A 26977-nucleotide genomic window follows, 5' to 3' on the forward strand; every position below is an offset into this window, starting at 1 on the left:
TCGGATTCCTCTGGTGCTTTGTTATATATGATCTCAATCGTCAGCTTGCAAGGCCAAGAAAAACGCGAAAGTCTGATTACGCTTCGCTAATCGAACCAACCGTGACGTGAATTCTTCATATGACAACAGCCTGACTCAGTATTCTCAGACCTCCATTGTCAACATTTACCATGTGAGTACATATGATTGACTTAGATAAGGTTTACTTTAAGAGCAAGGTGGTAGGGAAGTTATCTTCTCAAAACCTGATTGATTTAAAAAATATGTTGCATGACATAGAACATAGCAGAAGAAAGTTACAAGACAATGTTCATATTACAAATGAAAACATTAAAGACACTGAGTCCAACCTAGCATGGATTAATTGGTTCCCGGCAAAACTTTTCTTCAAAAGAAGTATATCATCTAAAAAATCTGCCTTGCTCACTCTAAGAGAAAAGTCAGCAGAGTTAGATAGTGAAATTAAAAAGCACCAACTGGGACTTGAAATACAGATATCAGATAAACTTGAAAACATATTCGGCTCACTAAGCTATCAGTTCAATAAATTGATATCTATAGATAAAGCATGGGATGTCACAACCTCTAGAAGGACTGACCGAGTTGTTGAAAGGACGGCAGCTAACAATGTTATAGAGAGAAAGGAAGTGAGGTTAAAGCTATCAGATAGTCCAAAAATACTCTGTGACTACCAGGCGCTTAATTTTGGAAATGCAAATGGTGACGACTTACATATCTATCCACAATTTATATTTATGGAAAGCAGTAATGATATTGCCCTAATTGACATACAACATGTAACCATTGATTTCTCATATGTTAATTTCATCGAGAGTGAAAAAGTACCTTTTGACTCAAAGATTGTCGACCATGCGTGGGCAAAATCTAATAAAGATGGAAGTAGAGACAAGCGTTTTACGGATAACTATCAAATCCCTATTGTTCGTTATGGTGAACTACATCTGAAATCTAAATCTGGTTTAAATGAAGTTTATATGTTCAGCCAACCTGAATCCGCAAGAGAATTTAAGAATCTATTTGATGAATATAAAACAGCATTAATAAAGGATGGCGTTTGAAATTATATATCTGGCGTAGGCGTAGGTTCGAATAGCGGAGCGTATTCGGACGATCGTGGATGGAACGTTCAAACCTCTCCAGCCCCAAGATAATTTTCGAGTCGGTTATTTGTTTTTGCCGGATGGACGATATCGAACTCTGTAACAACGAGGCAATTCACTGTTTTGCTTCGCCCCACTCAACTCAACCGCCTATGCCACGACCGTCTGACTGGAAAGAAACGCCAACGACTGCCGGTTAAAGTGATCCGGCTGCTCCACATTGCAGACGTGGCCGCAGTTTTCGATGATCTCGAGCCGGCTGTAGGGGTCCCGGGCTACCTGCTCGCGTACCGGGGCGAGAAACATATGATCCTCCTCCCCCATCACGTAGAGGGTCGGGATCGGCAGGGCGCGCTCCTTGAAGTAGCGCATCAGGGGGTTGACCTCGGTGGCGAGGCGGAACCAGCGTTTGAACTCCTTTTGGCACAGTTTGCGGGCCTCGCGCACGAAGAGGTTGCGGGACTCCTGATGGTGCTGGCGCGGCATGATGATGAAGGCGAACAAGCGGTAGAGCCACATGTAGGGCAGTATGTGCTGGCCGACCCGGCCAAGTTGCACCAGCACCCGGGAGCGGATGTCGAGGCGCAGGATGGCGCCGCCGAGCACCATGCTCTTGACCCGTTCCGGGCAGAGCTCGGCCAGATGGCGAATGAGGATGGTGCCGAGCGAAATGCCGACAAAATGGGCGCGGGGAATGCGCAGGTGATCCAGCAGCCGCAGTATGTCCTCGGTCACGGCCCGAAAGCTGTAGTGCCCCTTGACCACCTGTTGCAACTGGTTGGATTGGCCGTGGCCGCGAAGGTCCAGCAGCAGCACGTTGAAGTGCTCCCGGTAGGCCCGCAGTTGCTTGAACCAGATGGAGGAGCTGCCGCCGGCACCGTGCACGAACACCACCCAATCCCGATCGGGGCCCAGCTCAAAGGTCTTGTGGTACAACATCTTATGGGCTCCCGGGGGGTTGAGGGATATACTCGGCGGGCATATTAACAGAAGCCTCGCCTCGATGAATATGCTTGCTCTCATGATCGGACCAGCCTGGAGGCCTGTATGACGCTCACCCTTTTGCGCGAATTTCTGCTCAGCCAGCCCGGCGCCACCGAGGATACCCCCTTCGGCCCGGAGATCCTGGTCTATCGCATCGCCGGCAAGATGTTCGCCCTGGTGGACTGGCAGGCAGAGCCGCTGACCATCAACCTCAAATGCGAGCCGGAGTTGGCGCTTTTGCTGCGAGAGATCCATCCCGAGGTCAAACCCGGCTGGCACATGAACAAGCAGCACTGGAACACGGTGACCCTGAGCGAGGATCTGGACGCCGAGCTCTGGCAGGGCTGGATTGAACACTCCTACCAGCGGGTGGTGGCGGGCCTGCCCAAGGCCAAGCGGCCCCAGGCGTCGGCCTTGTCGGCAAAGGCGGGATAGCCCCCATGCCCCAGACACAAAAAAACGCGCCCGCCCGGATCAGGCCCCTGAGGGAGCAGCATATCCCCGCGCTGCTCGCCCTGTTCGAGCAGTCGGTGCGCCGCATGGGCCCGGAGCACTACAGCCCGGAGCAGGTGGAGCAATGGGCGCTGGGCGCCCGTCATCCGGGTCTCGCCAGCCAGTTGCGCGAGCACCACGGCTGGATCATCGAGCAGGAGGGCATCCCCCTTGGCTTTGTCACCCTGAGCGATGATGGCCATCTCAGCCTGCTCTATGTGAGCGCGGATCATCCGCGCCAGGGGCTCGGCGGCCTGCTGCTGGCGCAGGCGCTGCAGGCAGCGAGCCAGCTGGGTCTGCACAGCCTGACCACAGAGGCCAGCGCCTTCAGCCTCGCGCTCTTTCTGCGCCACGGCTTCGAGCAGGCCGGATTGGAAACCGTGGAGCGCGGCGGGGTCAGTTTTGTCCGCCATCGCCTCTACTGCCGCTTGCCAAGCGGGGGCCAGCCACTAAAATACCCACCATTTCCCCAAAGCGATGAATGAAGGCAGCCATCATGGTGGTAGAGAGCGACGGTTATATTGCGCTTATCGAGTATCTGGTAGAGAGTCTGGGCCTGTTCGAGAGCCAGCAGCAGGGCACGGGCACCCAGACCATAGAGGATCTGGTGAGCAACCGGGTGGCAGGCAACCTCATGGCCATCTGCGAGCAGAACCCCCAGCTCGACCCCAAGGTGCGTTTCATGATCATGCAGGAGGCCGACGCCGTTGTGGCCGATCTGGAGGAGGTGCTCTCCGCCGTCTGGCTGCGGGCGCCCACCCCGGCCCAGCACGCCTTCCTCGATGAGTTCATCGATCTCATCAAGAACCTGTTCGACAGCACCATCGGTTAGTCCCCTCCCCTGCGGCCGCAGGGCCCGCAAAGATCTGCAATGAAAAGGGCCGCCTCAAAGGGCAGCCCTGCTTGCTATCACTTCCGATTCATCGCGCTTGTCAGTTGAATGAATATCGAGGCAAGAAATGTGTCTGGTCTTGGCTGCCGTCCATGGTAGCTACCCAGTTAGTCTGCCGAGGTTCGGTTAAGTTCCCGGCCAGGACGCTTTTTTTAATATTTCTTTCAAAAAAACGAAACAGGGGCCTAATGGCCCCTGTTTTATCCAGACTGCGCCTCAGCGGTTCAGGCTGGGAGGCAGGCAGACGCCAATGCCCCCCAGTCCGCAATAGCCTTCCGGGTTCTTCTCCAGATATTGCTGATGGTAATCCTCGGCGTAGTAGAAAGGGGCCAGCGGCAGGATCCGGGTGGTGATGGCGCGGGCATCGCCGCTCGCCATCATGGCCTGCTGGTAGGCCGCCAGACTCTGCTGGGCGATGGCCTCCTGACTGTCATCCCCATAGAAGATCACCGAGCGGTACTGGGTGCCGATGTCGCCGCCCTGGCGCATGCCCTGAGCCGGATCGTGCTGCTCCCAGAACAGCTTGAGCAGCTCGCCATAGCTGATGACCGCAGGGTCGAACACCACCTGCACCGTCTCCGCATGACCGGTCAGACCGCTGCACACCTCCTTGTAGGTGGGGTTGGGCGTCAGGCCCCCCTGATAACCGGCGGCGGTGGAATAGACGCCGGGCTGCTGCCAGAACAGGCGCTCCACGCCCCAGAAACAACCCATGCCAAACCAGGCCAGCTCCATCCCCTCGGGCCAGGGGCCCTGGGTCGGGTGGCCGTTGACGGCATGCTGCTGGCCGATCGCCAGCGCTTCCCGTCGTCCCGGCAGGGCCTCTGCCGGTGAAATAATCTGCTCCATATGCCCTGTCCTTGAATAAAATCCCGCGCGAGGCGGCTGACGAAAAGGAACCCCGAAGATAACAGGTTATGAGCCCGGATCAACCAGGGCGGTCCCTTCAGCGGGCTGACCGCCTTCCGACTCGCCAAGGCGCTGGGTGTCTGCGGCTGGTCAAAATGGCGGCACAAAACATCAAAACCAATATTTAGTCTTGATTTGTGAATTTATTTTCATATATTGAGCAAATTGCTGCTTTTTTATGGAACGAAACACGTGCGTGAACGCGAACCCAGCCTGGTCCATGCCTTTCGGCAATCCACCCCCTATGTCAACGTGCACCGGGGTGCCACCTTCGTGCTGATGATGGGCGGGGAAGCCATCTGCCACCCCAACTTTGCCAACATCGTCAGCGACATCGCCCTGCTGCAGACGCTGGGGATCCGCCTGGTCCTGGTGTTCGGCTCGCGTCCGCAAAACGACGAGGCGCTGGCCCGTGCCGGCATCCAGGCCCAGTACCACAGACGGATCCGGGTCACCGATGACGAGAGCTTCGCCATCATCAAGCAGGTGTGCGGCGGCCTGCAATACGACATCACCGCCCAGCTCTCCATGGGGCTGGCCAACACCCCCATGCAGGGGGCGCGCATCAGCGTGGTGAGCGGCAACTTCGTCACCGCCCAACCGCTCGGGGTGGAAGATGGCATCGACTACTGCCACAGCGGCCGGGTGCGGCGCATCGACGTGGAGGGGATCACCCGCCAGCTGGATCAGCATGGGCTGGTGCTCATCTCCCCCATCGGCTGCTCGGTCACCGGCGAGAGCTTCAACCTGAGCTCGGAAGAGGTGGCGCGCCGGGTGGCGGTGGATCTCAAGGCGGACAAGCTCATCTGCTTCAGCAGCACCCAGGGGGTGATGAACAGGCAGGGCGTGGCCATCTCCGAGCTCTTCCCCGAGCAGGCCGAGGAGCTGCTGGTGGAGCTGGAGCAGGCGGGCGAGGAGATGTCCGGCACCGCCCGCTACCTGCGCGCGGCCATCGCCTCCTGCCGGGGCGGCGTGCCGCGCTCCCACCTGGTGAGCTATCAGGATGACGGCGCCATGCTGCAGGAGCTGTTCAGCCGCGAGGGGCTCGGCACCCAGATAGTGCGCGAAAGCGCCGAGCGGGCGCGGGCCGCCACCATAGAGGACATCGGCGGCATCCTGGATCTCATCCGGCCGCTGGAGGAGGAAGGCATACTGGTACGCCGCTCCCGGGAGCAGCTGGAGATGGAGATAGACAAGTTCACCATCATAGAGCGCGACGGCCTCATCATCGGCTGCGCGGCGCTCTACTGCTTCATGGAAGAGGCCATGGCCGAGATGGCCTGCGTCGCCATCCATCCCGAGTACCGCAACTCCAACCGAGGGGATCAGCTGGTAGCCAAGGTGGCCGAGCGGGCCAAGCGGCTCGGCATCCGCCGCCTGTTCGTGCTCACTACCCGCTCCATCCACTGGTTCCGGGAGCGGGGCTTCGATCCCCTGGAGGTGGAAGATCTGCCGGTGGCACGCCAGCGCCTCTACAACTGGCAGCGCCGCTCCAAGGTTTTGTCCAAGACCATTTCGTAACTGATTGATCTTGTGCCTGGTTGTTGCCAATTGTGTACTTTTTTACAAACTCGATTGACAGTGCAATCCAGAGCAGGGTATTTCTACATGCACGCCACCTTCCAGGGTGGCACCAGAAGAGGAGCGCTGCCCAGGCAGCCCAAGGGAGGACACCAGAGTCCGGTGAACTTGGGTCAGGGGGAGCAGCGCCGAGACGAGTGAGGCAACTGGATGCCTCAACGTCGGCTGCGGGGGCTGAATCCCCCGGGTTGTCATCGGTCGTGTGCATCCCACAGGCATCCAGCAGGATCCTTGTGGGATGGGCACCGCGGATGGAGTGCTTCTGGCCGGGATCCTTCGCTATTCCTGCCATTTTCTGCCTCCTCCTCTCTTTTGCCCGATGAAACCGGATTTTCACCTTGAGACAGGAGTATGCAATGAACCCGATCAACGTCGCCAAGTTTGGCGGAACCAGTGTCGCCGATGCCGCGGCCATGAACCATTGCGCCGACGTGGTGCTGGCCAATCCGGCGACCCGGGTGGTGGTACTGAGCGCCAGCGCCGGGGTCACCAACCTGCTGGTGAGCCTGGCCCAGGGTGAACTGGACGAAGCCGGGCAGGATGCCCAGCTCGACAAGCTGACCGGGATCCAGCAGGCCATACTGACGGCGCTCGGCAACCCGAGCGAGGTGAGCGCGCTCATCCACGCCCAGCTTGGCGACATTCGCACCATGGCCCGCCAGGCCTGCCAGCACACCGATGCCGAACTCGCAGACCGCCTCATCGCCTGCGGCGAGCTGATGTCCACCCGCCTCTTCACCGAACTGCTGCACCAGCGGGGCATCAAGGCCCAGTGGCAGGACGCCCGCCAGCTGCTGCGCACCGACAGCCGCTTTGGCAAGGCGACCGTTGATCTGGCCGCCACCCGCACCCTCTGCCAAGCCACCCTGGGCCCCCTGCTCGGTGACAGCCTGGTCATCACCCAGGGCTTCATCGGCGCCGACGCCGATGGCCGCACCACCACCCTGGGCCGGGGCGGCTCCGACTACAGCGCGGCCCTGCTCGCCGAGGCGCTGGACGCCGGCAGTATCGAGATCTGGACCGATGTGCCCGGCATCTACACCACGGATCCGCGCCTGGTCACCCGGGCCCGCCCCATCCCGGAAATCAGCTTCGTGGAGGCGGCCGAGATGGCCACCTTCGGCGCCAAGGTGCTGCACCCGGCCACCCTGCAACCCGCCCTGCGCCAGGACATTCCGGTGTTCGTGGGCTCAGCCCGGGATCCCGCGGCCGGTGGCACCTGGATCCGCGCCAGCACCGGCAGCAACCCGCTGTTTCGCGCCGTGGCCCTGCGCCGCCAGCAGGTGCTGGTCACCCTGCACAGCCTCAACATGTTCCACGCCTACGGCTTTTTGGCCGAGGTGTTCGGCATCCTGGCCCGTCACCGCATCTCGGTGGATCTCATCACCACCTCCGAGGTGAGCGTCTCCCTGACCCTGGATCACACCGGCAGCCAGAGCAACGGCGAGCCCATCCTGGGCGACAAGGTGCTGGCGGAGCTCGGCCAGCTGTGCAAGGTGGAGGTGGAGACCGACTTCGCGCTGGTGGCCCTCATCGGCAACCGCATGAGCGAGGCCGCCGGGGTGGGCAGCCGGGTGTTCGACGCCATTCGCGAGCACAACATCCGGATGATCTGCTACGGCGCCAGCGCCCACAACCTCTGCTTCCTGGTCAAGGAGAGCGAGGCGGGCCACATCGTCAACCGCCTCCATCAGGAGCTGCTCGACTGAGCCTGACAAAACCTTGCCAGCCCCTTCTCCCCGCGAGGGAGAAGGGCTGGCATCAGGGGAAGCCCACGGCGACCCTATACCAACGAAGAGGGGCGCCGATGCGCCCCTCTCGTCATGCTGTCGTCCCCATGTCAGCGCGCGGGCTGGCGGGACCGGGTCGGCAACAGGTTGGCCCGGATCTGCTCGCGCAGCCCCCCCAGCCGCAGCAACAGCGCCGCCTGGCTGAGCCCGGCCTCGTCAAACCCCAGGTTATCGGCCAGCGCCGGGAAGTGATCCCGCACCGCCAGCTCCAGCCAGTCGAGGCGACGCAGGGTCATGGGGCCGCAGCTCTTGCCGCTGAGATCGTCCTGGATGTCGAGCCGATGGCTGCGATACATGTCGCGCCACCAGTTGGCGGCGAGCGCCTGCTCGCTTGCCAGCGCCGCGCTCCACTCCCCCACCAGCCCCTGCATCCGGGCCAGCACGGGGGCGCTGGCCCCCTCCCGGCTCAGGTACTGCAACTCCCCCTTCGCCCAGGCGAGGCAGAGCGTGCGCCAGTGGCGAAACAGCGGCAGGGGATCGATCTGCTCCAGCCAGAGCCCGGACAGGGTGCGGGTCTCCAGCCGCTCAGGCACATGAAACGCCGGATCGGTGAGGCCGTTGGAGTTGAACTCGTGGAGGGGATCGAAGGGCCACATGTAGCCAAAGTCGAACACCGAGATCTGCTGGCCGTCGTCGAGCAGGTTGCCCGGGCTCGGATCCCAGTCAAACCAGCCCCAGCGGGCCAGCTCCGCCTCCACCGCCAGCATCTGCGCCAGGTTGCGCTCATTGAGCCTGCGCACCGGCTCTCCCCTCAGCCAGGGGGAGACCAGCACCCCGGCGCGGGCGGAGCCGAAGCTGGTGCAGACCACGTTGGAGAGGATGGTGGGGTGCAGCTCCCGCAGGCTCTCTATCTCCCGGCGCCGCTCCAGCTCGGTGAGAAAGGCGGTCTTGCCGTCGACGTTGGCCACCAGGGAGTCTGGCCGGCACCGCTTCAGGCACCAGTGATGGCCCTCCACCTTGAGGTGGAACACCTCGGCGGTGAGCCCGTGACCATAGACCTTGACGACGTCCGGGTGATCCTCGGTCAGCCTGGTCAACTGGGCCAGGGGCAGGGGGCAGTCCCGCTCACGCCCGATCCGGATCTCGTCCCCGTTCTCCAGCATCTGGAGCAATCTTGCCTGACGTGCCGCAACCTTGGGATTCATACATGTACCTCCAACCGTTACTGAGAGACTAAACAGCACCCCCCTCCCAGACCAGCGGCAAAGCCCCATGATGACGCTTTCATCACAGAATGAGTGCCCCTCCCGGATCGGGATCACAATTTGCACGCCCAGGCTGTCACCCAGGATTCATCCCGTCGTCATTAAATTGACATCAAGGAACAAGCCCCTCACCATCGGGTCAAAATAGATGCAGCGCTGCTGCCCTGCCCGCTCCAAGGATGAGCCCCTATGAATGCCCCCGTCTGTGGTCACAGCCCCTCCCTCTCCCGGTCTCTGGCCGGGTGGTTGTTCGGCCTGCTGATCGCCCTGCTGTTGCTGACCCTGGCCCTGCCGCTGCTCAATCCCGCCGGCTGGCTCGGGAAGGCACAACCGCTGATCCTGGGGCCCGCCGATCAGCCCATCGCCACCCTCACCCGCCACAGCCTGCTCTACAAGAGCGACAGTCGCGGCCTCTATCTGGTGGTGCGCAGCCAGTGGCAACTGCTCAAGCCGCTGCAGGCGGGGGACAAGGTGCGGGTGGAGCTGCTCAACGACAAGGGCATTCGCATCGATCAGCTGAGCCAGGCGGTGGAGAAGCGCCAGAAGTGTCGCCAGAACCGCTGCACCCTGGATCTCAACAGCGCCCTGCGCGCCCCCGACGACGCCCTGGACAGCCGCTATCAGCTGCGCATCGGCCTGCTGCTGGCGGACAGACCCGAGAGCGCCGAGTACAGCCAGATCCTGCAGACCCTGCCGGAGCGCGGCTTCAACCTGACCTATCTGATGACCAGCCTGCTGCTGGTGCTGCTGGTGAGCGCCGCCGTGCTCAGGGCCCTGCTGCCGCGGCTGCGCCGCAGCTACCGCTCCCGGGTGCTGGGCAGCCTGCTGCTCGGCAACCTCACCTTCGTGCTGCTGCACGGCTTCGTGGTGTTCAAGCTGGGGGAGTTTCTGCTCTGGTCGGGTTTTCGGCCCGAGCACTACTACCTCGCCTGGGGCAGCATGGTGCTGGGCTGGAGCCTCTGCGCCCTGGCGGGCTTCAACCTCTATATGGGGCTGGTCTTTACGGCCCTTTCGGGGATAGGGCTGCTCGCCAACTTCATGAAGATAGCCATCTACGGGGTGCCGCTGGGGGGGGACGATCTCGGCAACCTGATGGCCCTGCTGCACATACTGCTCGATCAGCACCCCGTGCTGCCGGTGCTGGCCCTGCTGGGGCTCTTGTTCCTGTGCTGGCGCTTCGCACTGTCGCGCTGGATCCTGCGCACCACAGCCGCCACCGCCGCCTTCTTCGCGCTCTGCGTGTTCGCCACCCAGACCGGCAACAAGCTGCTGGGGGCCAACATCCGCTACGTGGACAGGGCGGTCAACTATCACAGGGACATCATCCGCGCCGGTCCCGGCCTCTACCTGTTCAACCTGGTGGACGAGATGCTGCAAAGCGGCAACATCTTCCGCTACCCCCTGCAGATCAACGAGCGCACCCCAGAGCTCAGCCAGCCGGCCCCGGGCCAGCCGCCCCGCTTCGATCTGGTGATAGTCCTGCAATATGAGTCCCTCTGGCTCGACTGGCAGGGCAGGATCTGCGCCCCCGCCCCCACCCTCTCTCTGCCCGCCGGCGTGGCCCAGTGGCACAAGACCATCCACTCCCCCACCACGGGGGGCATGACGGTGCTGGCGGAGTTCGAGATGAATACCGGCCTGCCGGTGGGCCTGCTCAAGCAGGGGGTCGTGCCCTACTACTACCTCTCGGACAAGGTGCCAGGCCTTGCCAGCAGCGCCAGGCAGAACGGCTACCAGACCCTGTTCGCCCACCCCTATGTGGAGAAGTTCTGGGGCCGCGCCAAGGCTATTCCGGCGCTCGGCTACCAGGAGCGCTGGTTCGACACCCGCTTCACCACCCTGGAACACAAGGGGCTCTACATCTCGGATGATGCCCTCATCGATCACCTGATCAGGCGCAGCGAGCAGGATGACAAGCCGCTGTTCGCCTACGCGGTCACCATGCAGGGGCACGGCCCCTTCGACGGGGATCGCTATCGGGCCCAGCAGATCGACAGGGCCTGCCCGGATCAGAGCCCGGCGGAGCGGCAGTTGCTCAACACCTACTACACCGGGGTGGTGGACGCCATGGCCTCCCTGGAGCGGCTGCTCAAGACCCTGGACGGCTCAGGCAAGCGCTACCTGGTGGTGGCCTTCGGGGATCACCAGCCCTTCCTGATGTCGGCGGGCAAGGGCATCCATGGCGCCAAGCCCCCCCGGGATGCCCCCTACCAGATCCCCATGATGGCCTTCACCCGAAACGATGGCGCCATCGCACTCGATCGCCAGTTTGCCCCGGTGCGCCAGCTCTACCAGATGGGCCAGGCCACCCGAGCGCTGCTGGCGGGGGATCTCACCCCCATAGAGGACAGACCCCTGCTCCACCCGGTGCTCGGGGAGGAGAAGGGCTTCGACCCCTCCCCTCTGGTGCCGCAGATCCGCGCCAGCTTCCGGGCCGATGCATTACCCTGAGATCAATAAACAGTTAAGAGACGGGGGCCGCAGATCCTTGCCACACCTTCCGGGCCGATGCCCTGCCCTGATCCTGCCCGAGAGCCCAATAAAAAGAGGCCGCAACTGCGGCCTCTTTGCATTTCTCTTGCGACTAGCGGAGCCAGGGCTCGCACAGGGTGAGGGTCTGGGCGTCGAGATCCAGCTCGGCCTCGATGCCAAGCGGCAGCGTCAGCATGGGGTGGGTGTGGGCGCAGTCAAACTCCGCCAGTATGGGGAAGCCGGGCTCCCCCACCACCTCCAGCAGGATATCGAGGGGCTGCTTGCCGCTGCCCTGGCCGTCAAACAGCTCGTGCTTGCCGAGCACCAGTCCGCCGATGCGCTCGAACACCCCGCACAGCTTGAGGTGGGCAAATGAGCGCTCCACCGTCTCCGCCGACCGGAGGCTGTCTTCCAGCAGCAGAATGTCCCCCCGCGCTATGGGCGGCATATAGGGCGAACCCCAGATCCCCGTCAGGGTGTTGAGGTTGCCGCCGATCAGCCGGCCCCGCACCCGGCCGGAACCCACCGAGATCAACCGGTTTGGCAGGCACTGCTTGGCCCGGGTCTGGTTCTCCCAATCCAGCCGCTCGTCGGTCCATTGCGTCGGGGTCGGCAGGGTATGGGGCGCGGCGGCGCCACCGGTCAGACAGATCTGGCGAAAGCCCGCCAGGGTCTCGTTCACCAGCGGCGAGAGCTCGCCAAAGGAGGCCACCAGCGCAGGGCCATAGAAGGTGACGAGGTCGGTCTGGGCGTGGATGCCGAGCAGCAGGGCCGTCACGTCGGAGTAACCGACGATGATCTTGGGATCCTCTCTCAGCCCCTCGTAGTCCACATAGGGCAACAGGGAGTTTGAGTTGCTGCCGCCAATCACCGACATGATTGCCCGCACCTCTGGATCCCGGATGAGGCCATTGAGCTCTTCGGCCCGCGCCGCGATGGAGCCGGAGCGCCAGTGATCCCGCTCACCGGTCAGGCTGCCCGCCTTGAGCCTGAAACCCTGCCCTTCCAGAAATGCCCTGGCACGCTCGAACCGCCGGGGAGCCCAGGCGGTGGCCGCGCAGGAGGGAGAGAAGAAGCCTATGGTGTCGCCGGGCTTGAGCCCGGCGGGTTTGCGCAGTGCCATGGATGACGGTCGCTCCTGAGAGTCTGGGGCCGGGATCCCCAAGATCCGGCAGCAGGTTCCATCCTAATCCAGCTGTTTTCTCCCCGACAAGGGCCCATAGGCTCCGGACAGGCCCTTTTTTGTTTGGATAAACCAAACGATACAAGCCAGTCGGATAGAAAAAATAAACAACTTTCCCGGCCCAGGCCTCCCCTCATCCCCCACCCTTCTCCCGCAAGGAAGAAGGGTGAATCGCCCCCCCATGCCATGGCGGTGCCGCGCCCAATAAAAAGCCGACCTCGGGGTCGGCTTGTGACGGGACGTTTGGCCATGCAGGGCCGGTGCTGGCGGGCTAGATCACCACTGCGGTGCCGCTGATGCTGACCATCAGCATGCTGCCGTTCTGCCCCACCACCTCGTAGTCGATGTCGATGCCGACCACGGCGTTGGCCCCCAGCGCCTGGGCGCGCTCCTTGAGCTCCTCGAAGGCGATCTCCCGGGCCCGGGCCAGCTCTTTTTCGTAGGCGCCGGAGCGGCCGCCTATGATGTCGCGGATGCCGGCGAACAGATCCTTGAAGATGTTGGCGCCGAGGATGGCTTCACCCACGACGATGCCGCGGTATTCACGAATGGTCTTGCCTTCCAGGGTGGGGGTGGTTGAGAGGATCATGAGGTCTCCTGTGGGTTGGGCTGGGTGCGCGGGGCACCGTTGCCGTCATGGTAGCAAGGCGCTGGCCAAAGCATAACCCCGCCTTGCCGGAGGCGGCGGGAGACGCTGCGCCCCCGGCACTGACAAGTGACTGATTCAGCATTCAAAGTGCCATCTATACTGCCTGTGTCGCGGATCTTCTCCCTCTTTGCCAGATGCATCTGGCACTTGCCTGAGGGGGCCGATCCTCAGGATTGATGGGAGAGGGACCTTGATGAAACGAACGCTGCTGCTGTTGCCACTGACCACCTTGCTGAGCGCCCCCACCGAGGGGGCCGGCCTCTATCTGTACGAAACCGGCACCAACGATCTCGGGCTCGCCTCCGCCGGCATGGCCGCCAGGGCCCAGGATGCCACAGTGCAGCTGGTGAATCCCGCCGGCCTGAGCCACCTGGAGGGGCGCCACCTCACCCTGGGCGGACAACTGCTCTACGGGGACGTCCCCTACGATCTGGACGATCCCGCGCAGGGGGATGTCGATACCGTCATCGGCTGGTTCCCCGCGGCCTCCGCCTACTACAGCCAGCAGCTCGATGAGCGCTGGTCGGCGGGCCTGGCGCTCTATGGCAACTTCGGGCTGGGGCTGGATTTTGGCGACTGGGCCGGCAAGCAGCTCATCAAGGAGGCCACCCTGCTCGCCCTCACCCTGCAGCCATCCATCGCCTACCGCCTCGACCAGCACTGGTCCCTCGGGGCCGGGGTCGGCATCAACTACGGCCTGTTCGCCCTCACCCGGGAGGGCAGTGGTGGGGAGCAGAAGCAGGACGACAGTGACTGGGCCCTCAATGCCAGGCTGGGGCTGCTCTATGAGTGGAACCCGGGCACCCGACTCGGACTCGGCTATGCCAGCGAGGTGACCTATCACTTCGCCATCGACCGCGACATCACCTTCTCGCGCCCCAATCTGCCCGGGATCGGCGCCACCCTCCCCCTCTCCGGCATGGTCAACAGTCCCCAACAGTTGATGGTGAGCGCCTTTCACGGCTTCGCCCACGACTGGGCCATCATGGGCAATCTGGGCTGGCAGGATTGGAGCCGCTACAACGACAACGAGGTCGCCATCTTCGACCGCACCTCCTCGCAGAAGGGACTCTATCAGGACAGCTACCACCTGGCGGTGGGGCTCCAGCACGCGCTGACGCCGCAGTGGACCCTCAATGGCGGCCTGGCCTACGACAGCAGCGCCTATCGGGATCAGGAGCACACCGCCCTGACGGTGCCGAGCGGCGCCGCGCTGCGCCTCGGCACCGGGGTGACCTATGCCTTCAACGCCCAGGAGACCCTGGGGGCCGGGTTTGAGTACATTCACATGGAGAGCGCCAGCGTCGATGAAAGCTCCCTCTCGGGTCGCTACCCCACCCCGGCCCTCTACTTCTTTGCCCTGAACTACGGCAGACGCTTCTAGGCAGGTCCCGCTTCGGCCATAAAAAAAGGAGAGGCCCAGGCCTCTCCTTGTGGTTTCCCTTGCCGACGCCGCTCAGTGCAGCTTCATGCTCGGGCGCAGCACCCGGTTGATGCGGCCCACCAGCATGATGAGGCCGGTCTTGATGTAGCCGTGCAGGGCCACCTGGTGCATCCGGTAGAGGGAGATGTAGACGATGCGGGCGATGTAGCCTTCCACCATCATGGAGCCGCGCATCAGGTTGCCCATCAGGCTGCCCACGGTGGAGAAGCGACTCAAGGAAACGAGCGAGCCGTGGTCGTGGTAGAGGTAGGGCTTCATCTCGCCGCCGTTCATCCTGGCCAGGATGTTCTTGAACGCCTGGGTCGCCATCTGGTGGGCGGACTGGGCGCGGGGCGGCACGAACTTGCCGTCCGGCTGCGGGCAGGCGGCGCAGTCGCCGATGACGAAGATGTTCTCGTCACGGGTGGTCTGCAGGGTCTCTTTCACCACCAGCTGGTTGATGCGGTTGGTCTCGAGCCCCGCTATCTCCTTCATGAAGTCCGGTGCCTTGATGCCCGCGGCCCACACCATGAGGTCTGCTTCAATCAGCTCCCCATCCTTGGTGTGCAGCCCATCGCTAGTGGCTTCGGTGATCATGGTGGCGGTGCGCACGTCCACCCCGAGCTTCACCAGCTCCTGGTGGGCGGAGCCGCTGATGCGCTCCGGCAGGGCCGGCAAGATGCGCGGGCCCGCTTCCACCAGGGTCACCTTGAGGCTGTCGGTGGTGAGGTTCTTGAAGCCGTAGGCGTAGAGCTGCTCCACCGCGTTGTAGAGCTCGGCGGAGAGTTCGACGCCGGTGGCGCCGCCGCCGACGATGGCGATCTTCACCTTGTCACCGGGCTGGTATTCGGTGGCGAACTGCAGGAAGCGGTTCATCATGCTGTTGTAGAAGCGGTGTGCCTGGGAGGGGCTGTCCAGGAAGATGCAGTGATCCTTGATGCCCTTGGTGTTGAAGTCGTTGGACACAGAACCTATGGCCATCACCAGCACGTCGTAAGCCACTTCCCGCTCGTTGACCACCAGGGCGCCACTCTCGTCGTGGATGGGGGCCAGCACGATGCGTTTCTCGTCGCGCTTGATGTCGGTCAGGCTGCCGAGCTGAAATTCGAAGCCGTGGTTCTTGGCGTGGGACTGGTAGCTCAGGGCGTCGATGCCCGCATCCATGGAGCCGGTGGCCACTTCGTGCAGCAGGGGCTTCCACAGGTGGGTGCGGTTGCGATCCACCAGGGTGATCCTGGCCTTGTTCTTCTTGCCCAGCTTGCGGCCCAGGCTGGTCGCGAGCTCGAGACCGCCGGCGCCACCGCCTACAACGACAATATTCATCATGATGATTTTCCTTGGTTCCTCAAAACGAAAGGGAGCCATTGGCTCCCTAAAACGAAATCGGTTGACGTGATGGCTCAGGCTTCTTTGAAGGCCTTCATCCGTTGCAGATGGTGCGAGATGTTCTTGAACTTATGGGTCTCGCGCTCATCCCATACGATGTCGTAATAGTTCTTCAATTCACGTTCAGTGTCCCGATTATCGCGGATTTCATCCTGAACGGAAAGGATGCACAGGCAGTTTCCTGAATTTTTATTACGAAATTCGGTTACACACTTGGTGCCGATGTCCTCGTACTCTTCCGGCCTGTCGATCTTGCCCTGCATGTTCTCTTCCGGGTGCAGGTTGGGGTTGAAGACCACCTGTTTGATGCCGCACAGAAACCCGATCCGCTCGCTCCAGTAGCCGCCGAGCCCGACCCCGCAGATGAGGGGCTTGGGGTCTGTGCTCATGTCGAGCTGCTTCTTCACCTCCTTGAGCAGGTGGCTCATGTCGTGGCGGGGGTGAACCGTGCTGTAGTGAACGAAGCGCACATCATCATCGATAAACTGCAACTGCAGCACTTTCTCATGATTGCCGGGGCTGGTGGCATCGAAGCCATGCAGATAGATGATCATGGATAAGACCTCAAGAACTGTGTCGGTTCTATCGAAACTACCCCAGCGAACCGCCGAGGCGCCACCAAAACATCGCACTTTCTTGCTTTGGATCACGCCCCCCGCCGCCGGAAAATCGTTTCCCCACCCCGTTTGGGCGCATTCGGCAGGGGAAAAGGGGCGCCAGGCCCCTGACGAGGGCAGGCGCGCTGCCCTGCCTGCTCCCGGCCTCAGCCCAGGGTCTGCTCGAAGCGATCCACCGCCGCCGCCACCAGGGCCAGGCTCCCCTGCCAGAAGGCCGCCTCGCGGATGTCCTGCCCCAGATGTTTCGCCACCAGCGCCTCGGCGCTCATGCGGCCCGTGTCCCGCAGCAGGGCACGATAGGCCTGTGCCACATCCTGTTCGCCCGCGGCCTGACGGCTCATCAGCTGCTGATAGACCCCGAGGCTGAACAGGTAGCCAAAGAGGTAGGGGTAGTTGTAGAAACCGAAGCCCGCGATGGAGAAGTGCGCCTTGGCGGCCCAGAACATGGGGTGATAGCGGCCAAGGCTCTGCTCATACCAGCGCCCCCAGGCCTCGTCGGTGAGCGCCTTGAGCCGGGCCGAGGAGACATAGCCCTGCTCGCGCTCGGCCACCAGGGCCTGCTCGAACGCGAAGCGGGCCGGGATATTGACCAGGAAGGTGGCGGCGCCGTCGGCTTCCGCCCAGGCGATGGCCTGGCGCTCCTCGGCGCTTCGGGCCTGCTCGAACAGGGCGCTGCGCACTAGCGTCTCGGCGAAGATGGAGGCGGTCTCGGCGAGCGTCATGGGGTAGCTGCGCTGGCTCATGGGCAAGTCCCGGATGAGCCAGTTGTGCCAGGCGTGTCCCAGCTCGTGGGCGAGCGTGATGACGTTGTCCATGGTGCCGGCATAGGTGATGAAGACCCGCGGCTCCACCGGATCGGCAAACTTGGTGCAGTAGGCCCCGGTGCGCCGGTTCGGGGTGGGAGCCGCATCAATCCAGCCGCGCTCGGCCATCATGCGGGCAAATTCCCCCATCTCGGGATCGAACCCGGTGAAGGCCAGGGCGATGATCTCGATCGCCTCCTCGAACGGGATGCTGCGGTGGCTGCTCGCCGGGGGCGGCGCGAACAGATCCTCAGGCCCCAGCTCCTCGATGCCGAGCCGCCGGGCCATCAGCCCCAGGGCCCGCTGACCCAGATGGCGCGCCTGCCAGGTCTCCTGCATCAGGGTATCCAGGGTCGCCCGCTCGATGTGGCTCTGGTGGCAGGAGAGATCCAGGGCATCCAGGATCCGCACCCTGCCGCGCTGGCGCGAGAGCTCCAGCCGCCAGCCGTTGAGGGCGTTGAGGATGGCGGCCACCGTCTCCTGCTCCCCCTCCCAGCCGGCGCTGATGGCGTCGAAGGCCTCTTTGCGCAGGGCCCGATCCGGGCTGGAGAGCAGGTTGCTCGCCTCCGCCAGCCCCCGCTCCTGGCCGGCGACCTGCACCCGGATCTTGCCCACCAGATCGTTGTAGAGGTTGCCCCAGGCGTGCAGCCCGTCGGTGCCAAGGCCGATGACCAGCTGCTCCGCCTCCACCGGCAGCCGCTGATCCTGCAGGCGGCGCTCGTGGCGCAGCCGGTATTCCTCCTCCCCGAGCAGGGAGTCCTGCATCAGCTGCTCGAACTCGGCCTCCGGCAGCCCCAGCATCAGATCTTCGATGGGGGCCAGCGTCTTGAACAGGTCCGCGTTGAGGGCCCGGGCCCGGGAGGCCAGCTGCTTGGCCAGGGGATCCCGGGCGTCCTGGCTCCCCGTGCAGGCCGCCAGCACGGCGATGTTCCAGCCTATTTCGCGGATGCGGCGGGCCCGCAGCCGCACCTCTCGCAAGCCATCCCGCAGGCCATCCCGCTGGGCGGCGTCCAGATCACTCAACGGCAGGCCGTCGATGAAGAGCGCCAGCTCGGCGAGGCTGGCGCGGGCCAGGCTCATGTCCGCCTCCAGCACGCTGCTGTCGAGGGAGGGGTAGATGTGCTGATTTTGCCACTGCTGTGGGTAGACTCGTTGTTGCATCGAACGCTCATTGTCAGAGACGGGTCCGGCCCGTCGTGAAACAGGGGTGGCCCAGGGCCACGCACAGGAATACCAAGGCTGGCGGCGACACCAGCCGGATCAAACGCGGCGACTACACCAGCCGCTCGAGGCGCTCCACTGCCTCCTCGACAGAGCGCAGGCTCTCCTGCCAGAAGGCGGGCTCGCGAATGTCGATGCCCAGGTGCTTCTCCACCAGGCTCTCGGCGCTCATGCGCCCTGTGTCGGCGAGCAGCGCCCGATAGGCCGGCACGAAGTCGGCCCCGACCCGCTCCTTCTGGGCATAGAGCCCCAGGCTGAACAGGTAGCCAAACAGATAGGGGTAGTTGTAGAACCCGAACTCGGCGATGGAGAAGTGACCCTTGCTGGCCCAGAACAGCTCGTCATATTGGCTGAGGCTGTCACCATACCACTGCTGCTTCGCGGATTTCATCATGGCCCTCAGCTGGCCCGCCCCCAGATACCCCTGGGCCCGGCCTGCCACCAGCGCCCGCTCGAAGTGGAAGCGGGAGGGGATGTCGAGCAGCAGGCTCGCGACCCGCTCCCCGTCCATCCAGGCGATGGCCAGGCACTGCTCCCGGGTCTGAGCACGGGCGAGCAGGGCGTCTCGTACCAGGGTCTCGGCAAACAGGGAGGCGGTCTCGGCCAGCGTCATGGGGTAGTCACGCTGCTCCAGCGGGAGGTCTCGCAGCAGCCAGCTGTGCCAGGCGTGGCCGAGCTCGTGGGCCAGCGTGATGACGTTGTCCATGGTGCCCTCGAAGGTGAGGAAGACCCGGGGCTCGGCGGGGTCGGCATACTCGGTGCAATAGGCGCCGCTGCGCCTGTTGTCGCTCGGCGCGGCATCGATCCAGCCCCGCTGGGCCATCATGCGGGCGAAGGCCCCCATCTCGGGATCGAAGGCGGCGAAGGCATCGGCCACCAGGGTCAGCGCCTGTCCGAAGCCAAACCTGGCCTGCACCCCGTCTGGGGCCGGGGCATAGAGATCCCAGGGGGCGAAATCCGTTATCCCCTGGGCACTGGCCATGGCCCGCAGTGCCCGCCTGCCCAGCGCCTTGTGGGCCTCGGCCTGCGCCATCAGGGTCTCCAGGGTGATGCGATCCAGGTGCCCCTGGTGGCAGGAGACGTCCAGCGCATCGAGCAGCCGCCCCTTGCCGCGCTGGGTGGCGAGCTCGTTGCGCCAGCCGTTGATGGCATTGAGGATGGCGGCCACCGTCTCCTGCTCGCCAGCCCAGGCGGCCTGAATGCCGTGCCAGGCGTGGGCGCGCCGCGCCCTGTCCGGGTGGGAGAGCAGGTTGTCCGCCTGGGCCAGCCCCATGGGCTCCCCCGCCACCTCTGGCCTGAGTCTGGCCACCAGGCTGTCGTAGAGATCCCCCCAGGCTTGCAGGCCGTCCACCGCCAGCCCCTCGATCAGCTGCTCGCTCTCGAGGGAGAGGGCCTGATCCTGCAACCGGCGATCGTGGCGAATGAGGTAGGCCAGCTCGAACAGCTCGGGATCCTGCAGCAGGGCCCGCACCTGATCCTCGGGGGCGTTCAGCCAGAACAGGGCCACCGGCTTGACGAGCTGGGCCAGCCTCGCCTGCAACTGCTGGCCACGGGAGAGCAGCACCCGGGCGGCCTCGTCGCGGCCGTTGCGGCTGAGCCTGTTGTAGGCGAAGGTCTGGCTGTTCCAGGCTTGTCTGCGCACGGCGTTGGCCTCGCGGCGAATGGCCCTAAGCAGGTGGCGCAAGGCGTTGATGTCCCGCGTCTCTGGCAGGCTGGCCAGCAGGCTGGCTATCTCGGTCAGGGCCAGGGCGGCGCGCTGGAAGTCGGCGTCGATGGCCGGGCAATCGGGGGCGGCATAGATGTGATCATCCTGCCAGAGGGTGGTGGTCATAACTGTCCTTGTCTGTTTGCGTCCATGTGGGGGCCCTGCCTCTGTGGGCAGTGACCGCCAAATAGTACGAAGGGGGCCGGCCCTTGCCTAGCCCCCATTCTGGTCAACAAACAGCAGATCCGACCTGCGACGCCCCCTGTCGGCAGGGGACGATTCCTGAGCGACCGCCGCTGCTATTTCGCGGGAGTCAGCTTGCCCACCAGGGTCATGGCCAGCACCAGCAGCAGACCGGCTACCACCCCCACCAGGGCGCTCAGCAGGGTCGGCGTCACCGCGGCCAGCACGGCGCCCCCGGTCAGGGGGGCCAGGCTGGCGGCCACCCCCTCGATGAGGTGATGGGCAAAGGGCCAGCCGTGGACCAGAATGCCGCCCCCCACCATGAACATGGCGATGGTGCCGACCAGGGCCAGCAGGTGCATCAGCCGGGGCGCCGTCACCAAGAGCCCCCGCCCCACTGCCCGGCGCAGGGCGCCGGCATCCGGTTTTTGCAGCAGGTGCAGACCGATGTCGTCGAGCTTGACGATGAGCCCCACCAGGCCGTAGACCCCCACCGTCATCAACAGGGCTATGCCCGCCACCACGGCAATCTGCAGGCCCAGGCTCGAGCCCTGCACTGTGCCGAGGGCGATGACGATGATCTCGGCTGAGAGGATGAAGTCGGTGCGAATGGCCCCCTTTATCTTCTGCTGCTCGAAGGCCTCCAGATCGTCCGGAATCGCCTGCGCCGACGAGGCCGTCTCGCCGCTGTCGTGGGGCAGGAACTTGTGGGCCAGCTTCTCGGCCCCCTCGAAGCAGAGGTAGGCGCCCCCCAGCATCAGCAAGGGGGTGATGAGCCAGGGGATCAGGGCACTGATGGCGATGGCGGCGGGCACCAGGATCAGCTTGTTGCGAAACGAGCCCTTGGCCACCTTCCACACCACGGGCAGCTCCCGCTCGGCCCGCACCCCGGAGACCTGCTCCGCATTGAGGGCGAGATCGTCCCCCAGCACACCGGCGGTCTTCTTGGCCGCCATCTTGGTCATCAGGGCCACGTCATCGAGCACGCTGGCAATATCGTCGAGCAGGGCCAACAGACTGGTTCCGGCCATATCAGGTATTCCTTATATCAGTGGGAAACATCTCCCCAGGCAGCACGGCGTTCTTCCCAGGTGGTCTGGCGACGACCTTGCTCATCTGGGGTTCCGCATTTCAGGCAAAAGATGGCACAGTGTAGCGAGAAGCCGCCCTTTCGGCAGCCCCCCATGACAGGGTCAACCGGCCTTGTTTCACCTGAAGGCCCCAGGCCCAAGGAGTACCCATGCAACCCTGGCAACCCCTGCTCGATTTCTGGTTTGGCGACGACTCAGGCGACGCTCCCCGCGCCGCCCGGCAAGCCCCCCTCTGGTGGGGCAAGAGCAGCGAGACGGACGCGCTGCTGGCACACCGCTTTGGCGAGCTGGCACAGGCCGCCGCCGAGGGGGAGCTCGCCCACTGGGCCGAGGTGCCGGTGGGCAGGCTGGCGCTGATCCTGCTGCTGGACCAGCTGCCGCGCAACCTTCATCGTGGCACGCCCGCGGCCTTTGCCCAGGATGCCAAGGCCCGGGATCTCTGCCTCAGGGGCCTCTCCCTTGGCGCGGACAAGGCCCTCTCCCCGCTGGCGCGGGTCTTCTTCTACCTGCCGCTGGAGCATGCGGAGTCCAGAGAGCAGCAGGCCAGAAGCGTGGCCCTGTTCGAGGCGCTGGCGGCCGAGCAGGGGGACGGCCAGGCGCGCGAGACCTTCGAGGGGTTCGCCGACTTCGCCCGCCGCCATCAGGTGATCGTTCAGCGCTTTGGCCGCTTCCCCCACCGCAACGCCATTCTGGGGCGCACCAGCACCCCGGAGGAGACCGAGTTTTTGCGCCAACCTGGCTCCGGCTTCTGAGCCGCTTCGCCAAGCGCGCATAACGCGCATAACGCGCATAACGCGCATAAAAAAACGGGCCCTCGGGCCCGTTTTGCATGCAGGGTGGCGGGGTCATGCCGCCTCCGCCAGCGCCTCCTCTTTCTTCTGGTAGGCCTGGGGGGAGAGCCCCAGCAGCTCCTGCACGGTCGAGGCGACCGTGATGGAGGAGATGGTGCCCACCAGGATGCCGGCGAACAGGGTGAAGGAGAAGCCGAACAGGGCGTCGCCGCCGAACAGCAGCAGGGCCCCCACGGTGAACAAGGTGGTGCCCGAGGTGATCATGGTGCGGCTGAAGGTGGCCTTGATGGCCACGTCGGAGCAGTCGTGGATCCCCATCTGGGTGCGCGAGCCGAGCAGGTCACGCAGCCGGTCCGAGATGACGATGCTGTCGTTGAGGGAGTAGCCGATCACCGCCATCAGACCGGCGATGACGTTGAGGTCGAACTCGATGTTGAACAGCGCCAGCAGCCCCAGGGCCACCAGACCGTCGTGCAGCACAGAGACCAGGATGCCGATGGCCTGGCGCCACTCGAAGCGCACCGCCAGGTAGGCGGAGATGGCCAAGGAGGCCACCAGCACCGCCAGCATCCCCTGCTGGAACAGCTCGGCGCCCACCTGGGGGCCCACTATGGTGGTGCGCAGCAGCTCCACCGGCAGGGCGAGTTGCTGCCCCAGCATGGTCGCCAGATCCTCCGCCGCCCAGGGCAACTCGTGGGGAGGCAGCTTGATGAGCCATTCGCCGGGCACGCCGGCGCCGTGCAGCTCCACGGCCCCCGCCAGGGGGGCGCTCAGCAGGGCGTTGAGCTCGTGGGCCTCCTTCAGGGTCTGGATGCGAAACTCCAGCAGTATGCCGCCGGTGAAGTCGAGCCCGAGGGAGAGCCCGTTGATGGCGAGCACGGCGATGCTCGCCACCGTCAGCAGCACCGAGGCCCACATCCCGATGTAGCGCCAGCGGGTCAGGCCCATGGCAATGATCATTCTCAGCATTCTTCTTCCCTCGACAGTTGGTGCTGGCTTCCCGCAAGGAAGCGAGTGGCGCGGAGCAGGCTCGAACGCGCGGTGTCATGACACAGGTGGTCAGTCATGGTCATACCCTCAGCAGCTTGGCGCGGCTGTTGCCCCACAGGGGGTTGATGATGGCGCGGGTGCCCCAGATGCCGGTCACCATGCTGGAGATGAGCCCCAGGATCAGGGTGATGGAGAAGCCCTGCAGCGGCCCTGAGCCGATGGCGTAGAGCACCACGGCGCAGATGAGGGTGGTGATGTTGGCATCGAAGATGGTGCGAAACGCCGAGCGATAGCCAAAGTCGATGGCGTTGGCCAAGGAGCCCCCCTCCCGCAGCCTGTCCTTGATCCGCTCAAAAATCAGCACATGGGTATCCACCGCCATGCCCACGGTCAGCACCAGGCCGGCGATCCCGGGCAGGGTCAGCACGGCCCCCGGCAGCACCGCCAGCATCCCCACCTGCATCAGCAGGTTGCCGATGAGCGCCGTGATGGCGACCCAGCCGAACTTGCGATACCAGGCCATCATGAACAGCATCATGCCCGCCATGCCGAACGCCAGGGCGGTGAAGCCCGCCTCTATGTTCTGCAAGCCCAGGGTCGGGCCTATGCTGCGCTCCTCCAGGATCTTCAGCGGCGCGGTGAGGGCGCCGGCCCGCAGCAGCATGGCGAGCTCCTGGGCCTCTGGCAGGCTGCCAATCCCTGTGATGCGGAACTGGTTGCCAAGGGCGGTCTGGATGATGGCGACGTTGATCACCTCGCTTCGGGCACGAAGCTTGCCCTCGGCGTTGGTCTTGTACTCGGTGAAGACGGTGGCCATGGGCTTGCCCACGTGCTGGCGGCTGAACTGGTTCATCTTGCTGCCGCCCAGGGTGTCGAGCACTATGTTGACCTGGGGCTGGCCCATCTCCCCCATGTTGGCGCGGGCATCGACGATGTGCTCGCCGCTCAGCACCGGCTTGCGGGCCAGACCGACCGCCTGGCCGCTGCGATCCGCCATGAAGAAGCGGCTGTCGGCCTTGGCTTCGTAGAAGGCCAGGGATGCGGTGGCGCCTATCACCTCTTTCGCCTGCTTGGGGTTGTGCACCCCGGGCAGCTCGATGCGGATGCCGTCCTGACCCTGACGCTGGACAGAGGCCTCGACGATGCCGAGCTCGTTGATCCGCTTCTTGAGGATCGACAGGTTCTGGGTCACGGCGTTGTTCACCAGCAGGGTGCGCTCTGCATCGCTCAGCACCAGCTTGAGCTCATTGCCGGAGCGGGAGAGCTTCCACTGATCCTGACGGGTGCCGGCGCTCTCCTTGATGATATTGAGCCAGCCCTCCTGCCCGTCGACGTCCGGCAGGGTGACGGCCAGGGCCCCCTGGGCGGTGCGCATCACGCTGGCGCCGCGCAGGTTGGCCTCACGGAAGCGGGTGCGCAGGGTATCCACCAGGTTCTTGGTCTGGTTGTCGATGACAAAGTCCACGTCGACCCCGATCAGCAGCTGGGAGCCGCCGCGCAAGTCCAGCCCGAGCTTGATGGGATCGGCGCCGAGCCGGCTTATCCAGGTCGGGGCATTGGAGTGAAACTCCAGGGTGAGGGCGGCGCTGTCCACCCCCTGCTGCTCCAGCAACTGCTTGGCCCGCTGCTGCTCGGCCTGGGTGGCGAACACCAGCTCTACCCGCTCCTTCTGCGCGATCTGCAGCTGGGGGGCTATCTGGTGCTCCTGCAGCAGGCGCTGCTGCGCCCCGCTTAGGCGGCTCTGGCCATGGAGGCCCAGGGAGGGTTGCTCACCGAAGAAGGTGGGCAGGGAGTAGAAGGTGAAGGTGAGCAGCATCAGCAGCAGCAGGGCGTACTGCCACAGGCTCATGCGGTTCAATATGGTATGACTCTTTTTTCTCATGAAATCGGCCTCTGTCAGGCGATGGCAAGGGCGACACCGGGTCGCACCGTGCAAAAAAATGAAACAAGACAGCCTAGCCGTTCACTAAAAGTGAACAGCAACAGAGAGAAGATGAGGCAACAGCAGGCAGACTGACCCCATCGGGGTCAGGCGAGGAAGCTCTGGGAGAAGCGGTATTGCAGGTGCCGGCGCTGCAGGCGGCGCCGGTGGATGCTGGCGAAGTGATCGCGAAAGCTCGTCCTCGGGTAGAAGAGGGCGGCGTAGAGCAGCAGGCCGCACAGCAGCAACAGTATGGCCTGCTGGGCCCAGCTCATGACCAGCTCGTAGACCACGCTGCCGGGCTGATGATCCCGGCTCAGGGAGTGTTCGAGGCGCAGCAGGTGGCTCTGGTGGGAGCCGATGAACTTGACCACACCGTCGTCGCTGTCGCTGGCGCCGTGCTGGATCCGGGCGCCGTCGGCGGAGTCCGCGGCCTCCCCCATCAGCTGGGCGGCGTGCTGGGAAGCGGGAACCTTGAGCCCCTCCACCGAAACGGTAGAGAGCAGCAGAGTGAGCGCGATGAGCAGGGTCATCGCCGCCAGTTTCACTTTGTCCAGCAGGCTCAAAAAGTTAATTCCCGAATAATAGAAAGGGAAAACTACCATAGCCCCCCCACAAGGACAAGGGCGGAAGGCCATGACGCCTGCCGCCCTTGCGGCGCGGATCCTGTCAATCAGCGGCTGCGGGTCATGGCCTCGAAGTCCTCGGCATAGTCCTTGAGCAGGGTATAGAGGTGGGCGCGCTGGGAGAGATCCATCGACTGGCTGAGGGCGCTGAGCCACTGTATGGTGCGCTGCCGTGACTGGTCGGTGTAACCGGTGAAGCGGCCATCCATCAGGCCGTCCCCCTGTTGCAGCAGCCGAGTCAGCTCCCTGCCGAAGTCCGGGCTCTGGCGCTGCTTCATCAGCCGCTCCAGCTCCTTGGTCCAGGCCTCCTGGAACTCGAGCCAGGGGGGCATCATCTCGTATTGCCACTCGGCCCACTGGGCGATGAGCGGCTCCTGGGCCGGCTTCACCTTGCCAATCCAGAACACCAGCCGCTCGCTCATCTTCTCCCGAAACTCCTTGAGCATCTGCGCCTTGGGCTCGGTGGCGAAATCATGCTTGCGCTCCTGCTGGCGCTTCACCCGGTCGGTCATGAAGCGCGCCACCTGGGCATCGGTCAGGGTGCTGGCGAGGCGCACGGTGCGGGGAATGGCGTTCTCCAGGGTGCGGGTCAGGCTGGCCTGGGTGCGATCCAGGTGCAGGGTGACCTGGGCCGGGGTCATGGGGCTGGCCACCGCCCTGGCCAGGGCATCGAGATCCCGGGCATAGATGGGCAGCTCGTGCTGGCGATGCCAGGCCATCAGCCCCTTCACTTCCCTGTCCAGCAGGGTCTTCTGGCTGCGGTCCAGGGAGAAGTAGTCGTCCAGTTGCCAGACGATGGCCGAGTCGAGCCAGTAGTAGATCACCCGGGTCGCGCAGCCGGTCAGCAGCAGGCAGAGCAGCAGCAGGCTCCAGCTGCGGGGTTGACGCCATGAGAATCTGGTCACCATGCATGCCTCCAAGTCGTAGAAAATAAGCGTCGCG

General features: G+C 63.8%; 23 protein-coding genes and 1 riboswitch. Of the genes, 9 read left to right on the forward strand and 14 right to left on the reverse strand.

The window, feature by feature from the left end:
* Window positions 1-182: 182 nt before the first annotated feature.
* Window positions 183-1079, forward strand: a complete 897-nt coding sequence (locus tag HB860_RS11240; RefSeq protein WP_247626702.1) for a hypothetical protein — start codon at window positions 183-185, stop codon at window positions 1077-1079.
* 192 nt (window positions 1080-1271) lie between these two features.
* On the opposite strand, the gene HB860_RS11245 is transcribed toward HB860_RS11240, so the two are convergent.
* On the reverse strand, window positions 1272-2060 hold the full coding sequence (locus HB860_RS11245) for an alpha/beta fold hydrolase (RefSeq protein ID WP_247626703.1): 789 nt from the start codon (window positions 2058-2060) through the stop codon (window positions 1272-1274).
* A gap of 108 nt (window positions 2061-2168) precedes the next feature.
* Between HB860_RS11245 and HB860_RS11250 the strand changes: the two genes are divergently transcribed.
* From HB860_RS11250 to HB860_RS11260, 3 genes are read left to right on the forward strand one after another with little or no spacing between them, the layout of a single operon-like run.
* Window positions 2169-2540 carry an MmcQ/YjbR family DNA-binding protein gene (locus tag HB860_RS11250; protein WP_247626704.1) on the forward strand — a complete coding sequence of 124 codons (372 nt, stop codon included), beginning with the start codon at window positions 2169-2171 and terminating at the stop codon, window positions 2538-2540.
* A gap of 5 nt (window positions 2541-2545) precedes the next feature.
* Window positions 2546-3082: a GNAT family N-acetyltransferase gene (locus HB860_RS11255; RefSeq protein ID WP_247626705.1), complete on the forward strand. Its 537-nt coding sequence runs from the start codon at window positions 2546-2548 to the stop codon at window positions 3080-3082.
* An 11-nt stretch (window positions 3083-3093) separates the two neighbouring features.
* Window positions 3094-3429, forward strand: coding sequence for a DUF3802 family protein (locus HB860_RS11260; protein ID WP_139436190.1), 336 nt, complete (start codon window positions 3094-3096; stop codon window positions 3427-3429).
* A gap of 276 nt (window positions 3430-3705) precedes the next feature.
* Here the strand turns inward: HB860_RS11260 and msrA are convergent, their stop codons facing one another.
* Window positions 3706-4338: a peptide-methionine (S)-S-oxide reductase MsrA gene (msrA, locus tag HB860_RS11265; protein ID WP_247626706.1), complete on the reverse strand. Its 633-nt coding sequence runs from the start codon at window positions 4336-4338 to the stop codon at window positions 3706-3708.
* A gap of 252 nt (window positions 4339-4590) precedes the next feature.
* Here msrA and argA point away from each other — a divergent pair, with 252 nt between their 5' ends.
* Together argA and lysC are read left to right on the forward strand one after the other, a co-directional pair.
* The gene (gene argA, locus HB860_RS11270) at window positions 4591-5919 is read left to right on the forward strand and encodes an amino-acid N-acetyltransferase (protein ID WP_139436071.1); all 1329 of its coding nucleotides are present in this window, start codon (window positions 4591-4593) and stop codon (window positions 5917-5919) included.
* Between the two features lie 108 nt (window positions 5920-6027).
* Window positions 6028-6249, forward strand: a riboswitch (Lysine riboswitch).
* Window positions 6250-6335: 86 nt separating this feature from the next.
* Entirely contained in the window at window positions 6336-7688 is a 1353-nt protein-coding gene (lysC, locus tag HB860_RS11275) for a lysine-sensitive aspartokinase 3 (RefSeq protein ID WP_247626707.1), read from the forward strand.
* Window positions 7689-7819: 131 nt separating this feature from the next.
* On the opposite strand, the gene HB860_RS11280 is transcribed toward lysC, so the two are convergent.
* Entirely contained in the window at window positions 7820-8914 is a 1095-nt protein-coding gene (locus tag HB860_RS11280; RefSeq protein ID WP_247626708.1) for a hypothetical protein, read from the reverse strand.
* Window positions 8915-9163: 249 nt separating this feature from the next.
* On the opposite strand from HB860_RS11280, the gene HB860_RS11285 reads away from it, so the two are divergent.
* Window positions 9164-11425 carry an LTA synthase family protein gene (locus tag HB860_RS11285; protein ID WP_247626709.1) on the forward strand — a complete coding sequence of 754 codons (2262 nt, stop codon included), beginning with the start codon at window positions 9164-9166 and terminating at the stop codon, window positions 11423-11425.
* Between the two features lie 133 nt (window positions 11426-11558).
* Here HB860_RS11285 and HB860_RS11290 read toward each other — a convergent pair whose 3' ends face one another.
* Both HB860_RS11290 and HB860_RS11295 read right to left on the reverse strand, forming a co-directional pair.
* Window positions 11559-12569 carry a S66 family peptidase gene (locus tag HB860_RS11290; RefSeq protein ID WP_247626710.1) on the reverse strand — a complete coding sequence of 337 codons (1011 nt, stop codon included), beginning with the start codon at window positions 12567-12569 and terminating at the stop codon, window positions 11559-11561.
* 331 nt (window positions 12570-12900) lie between these two features.
* Entirely contained in the window at window positions 12901-13218 is a 318-nt protein-coding gene (locus HB860_RS11295) for a heavy metal-binding domain-containing protein (protein WP_010674360.1), read from the reverse strand.
* Between the two features lie 253 nt (window positions 13219-13471).
* On the opposite strand from HB860_RS11295, the gene HB860_RS11300 reads away from it, so the two are divergent.
* Entirely contained in the window at window positions 13472-14662 is a 1191-nt protein-coding gene (locus tag HB860_RS11300; protein WP_247626711.1) for an OmpP1/FadL family transporter, read from the forward strand.
* 72 nt (window positions 14663-14734) lie between these two features.
* Here the strand turns inward: HB860_RS11300 and HB860_RS11305 are convergent, their stop codons facing one another.
* The 5 genes from HB860_RS11305 to HB860_RS11325 form a co-directional block, all read right to left on the reverse strand.
* On the reverse strand, window positions 14735-16027 hold the full coding sequence (locus tag HB860_RS11305) for an NAD(P)/FAD-dependent oxidoreductase (protein WP_247626712.1): 1293 nt from the start codon (window positions 16025-16027) through the stop codon (window positions 14735-14737).
* Window positions 16028-16101: 74 nt separating this feature from the next.
* Window positions 16102-16641, reverse strand: a complete 540-nt coding sequence (gene ycfP / locus HB860_RS11310; RefSeq protein WP_005331594.1) for an alpha/beta hydrolase YcfP — start codon at window positions 16639-16641, stop codon at window positions 16102-16104.
* Between the two features lie 209 nt (window positions 16642-16850).
* The gene (locus tag HB860_RS11315) at window positions 16851-18668 is read right to left on the reverse strand and encodes a M3 family oligoendopeptidase (protein WP_247626713.1); all 1818 of its coding nucleotides are present in this window, start codon (window positions 18666-18668) and stop codon (window positions 16851-16853) included.
* A 112-nt stretch (window positions 18669-18780) separates the two neighbouring features.
* Window positions 18781-20559 (reverse strand): M3 family oligoendopeptidase, encoded by a 1779-nt coding sequence (locus HB860_RS11320; protein WP_247626714.1) that lies wholly within the window; start codon window positions 20557-20559, stop codon window positions 18781-18783.
* Between the two features lie 173 nt (window positions 20560-20732).
* Complete coding sequence (locus HB860_RS11325; protein WP_139436055.1) at window positions 20733-21647, reverse strand: DUF808 domain-containing protein; 915 nt, start codon at window positions 21645-21647, stop codon at window positions 20733-20735.
* A 209-nt stretch (window positions 21648-21856) separates the two neighbouring features.
* Here HB860_RS11325 and HB860_RS11330 point away from each other — a divergent pair, with 209 nt between their 5' ends.
* Window positions 21857-22459 (forward strand): DUF924 family protein, encoded by a 603-nt coding sequence (locus HB860_RS11330; RefSeq protein WP_247626715.1) that lies wholly within the window; start codon window positions 21857-21859, stop codon window positions 22457-22459.
* Window positions 22460-22552: 93 nt separating this feature from the next.
* Here HB860_RS11330 and secF read toward each other — a convergent pair whose 3' ends face one another.
* The 4 genes from secF to HB860_RS11350 form a co-directional block, all read right to left on the reverse strand.
* Window positions 22553-23467, reverse strand: coding sequence for a protein translocase subunit SecF (gene secF / locus HB860_RS11335; protein ID WP_202045164.1), 915 nt, complete (start codon window positions 23465-23467; stop codon window positions 22553-22555).
* Between the two features lie 100 nt (window positions 23468-23567).
* On the reverse strand, window positions 23568-25370 hold the full coding sequence (gene secD, locus HB860_RS11340) for a protein translocase subunit SecD (RefSeq protein WP_247626716.1): 1803 nt from the start codon (window positions 25368-25370) through the stop codon (window positions 23568-23570).
* Window positions 25371-25516: 146 nt separating this feature from the next.
* Window positions 25517-26014, reverse strand: a complete 498-nt coding sequence (locus tag HB860_RS11345; RefSeq protein ID WP_247626717.1) for a hypothetical protein — start codon at window positions 26012-26014, stop codon at window positions 25517-25519.
* Window positions 26015-26082: 68 nt separating this feature from the next.
* Window positions 26083-26943: a DUF6279 family lipoprotein gene (locus HB860_RS11350; protein ID WP_202045161.1), complete on the reverse strand. Its 861-nt coding sequence runs from the start codon at window positions 26941-26943 to the stop codon at window positions 26083-26085.
* Window positions 26944-26977 lie beyond the last annotated feature (34 nt).

It is taken from the genome of Aeromonas genomosp. paramedia (assembly GCF_023093515.1).
Lineage (GTDB): Bacteria > Pseudomonadota > Gammaproteobacteria > Enterobacterales > Aeromonadaceae > Aeromonas.

What these genes read in the sequence shown, in the direction of transcription:
- HB860_RS11330 (WP_247626715.1), top strand. Translation starts at nt 21,857, where the DNA reads ATGCAACCCTGGCAACCCCTGCTCGATTTCTGGTTTGGCGACGACTCA.
- HB860_RS11250 (WP_247626704.1), top strand. Translation starts at nt 2,169, where the DNA reads ATGACGCTCACCCTTTTGCGCGAATTTCTGCTCAGCCAGCCCGGCGCC.
- lysC (WP_247626707.1), top strand. Translation starts at nt 6,336, where the DNA reads ATGAACCCGATCAACGTCGCCAAGTTTGGCGGAACCAGTGTCGCCGAT.
- HB860_RS11325 (WP_139436055.1), bottom strand. Translation starts at nt 21,647, where the DNA reads ATGGCCGGAACCAGTCTGTTGGCCCTGCTCGACGATATTGCCAGCGTG.
- HB860_RS11315 (WP_247626713.1), bottom strand. Translation starts at nt 18,668, where the DNA reads ATGCAACAACGAGTCTACCCACAGCAGTGGCAAAATCAGCACATCTAC.
- HB860_RS11260 (WP_139436190.1), top strand. Translation starts at nt 3,094, where the DNA reads ATGGTGGTAGAGAGCGACGGTTATATTGCGCTTATCGAGTATCTGGTA.
- HB860_RS11255 (WP_247626705.1), top strand. Translation starts at nt 2,546, where the DNA reads ATGCCCCAGACACAAAAAAACGCGCCCGCCCGGATCAGGCCCCTGAGG.
- HB860_RS11285 (WP_247626709.1), top strand. Translation starts at nt 9,164, where the DNA reads ATGAATGCCCCCGTCTGTGGTCACAGCCCCTCCCTCTCCCGGTCTCTG.
- HB860_RS11240 (WP_247626702.1), top strand. Translation starts at nt 183, where the DNA reads ATGATTGACTTAGATAAGGTTTACTTTAAGAGCAAGGTGGTAGGGAAG.
- HB860_RS11245 (WP_247626703.1), bottom strand. Translation starts at nt 2,060, where the DNA reads ATGTTGTACCACAAGACCTTTGAGCTGGGCCCCGATCGGGATTGGGTG.
- ycfP (WP_005331594.1), bottom strand. Translation starts at nt 16,641, where the DNA reads ATGATCATCTATCTGCATGGCTTCGATGCCACCAGCCCCGGCAATCAT.
- HB860_RS11305 (WP_247626712.1), bottom strand. Translation starts at nt 16,027, where the DNA reads ATGATGAATATTGTCGTTGTAGGCGGTGGCGCCGGCGGTCTCGAGCTC.
- HB860_RS11320 (WP_247626714.1), bottom strand. Translation starts at nt 20,559, where the DNA reads ATGACCACCACCCTCTGGCAGGATGATCACATCTATGCCGCCCCCGAT.
- HB860_RS11280 (WP_247626708.1), bottom strand. Translation starts at nt 8,914, where the DNA reads ATGAATCCCAAGGTTGCGGCACGTCAGGCAAGATTGCTCCAGATGCTG.
- HB860_RS11345 (WP_247626717.1), bottom strand. Translation starts at nt 26,014, where the DNA reads ATGGTAGTTTTCCCTTTCTATTATTCGGGAATTAACTTTTTGAGCCTG.
- HB860_RS11350 (WP_202045161.1), bottom strand. Translation starts at nt 26,943, where the DNA reads ATGGTGACCAGATTCTCATGGCGTCAACCCCGCAGCTGGAGCCTGCTG.
- secF (WP_202045164.1), bottom strand. Translation starts at nt 23,467, where the DNA reads ATGCTGAGAATGATCATTGCCATGGGCCTGACCCGCTGGCGCTACATC.
- HB860_RS11300 (WP_247626711.1), top strand. Translation starts at nt 13,472, where the DNA reads ATGAAACGAACGCTGCTGCTGTTGCCACTGACCACCTTGCTGAGCGCC.
- HB860_RS11295 (WP_010674360.1), bottom strand. Translation starts at nt 13,218, where the DNA reads ATGATCCTCTCAACCACCCCCACCCTGGAAGGCAAGACCATTCGTGAA.
- secD (WP_247626716.1), bottom strand. Translation starts at nt 25,370, where the DNA reads ATGAGAAAAAAGAGTCATACCATATTGAACCGCATGAGCCTGTGGCAG.
- msrA (WP_247626706.1), bottom strand. Translation starts at nt 4,338, where the DNA reads ATGGAGCAGATTATTTCACCGGCAGAGGCCCTGCCGGGACGACGGGAA.
- HB860_RS11290 (WP_247626710.1), bottom strand. Translation starts at nt 12,569, where the DNA reads ATGGCACTGCGCAAACCCGCCGGGCTCAAGCCCGGCGACACCATAGGC.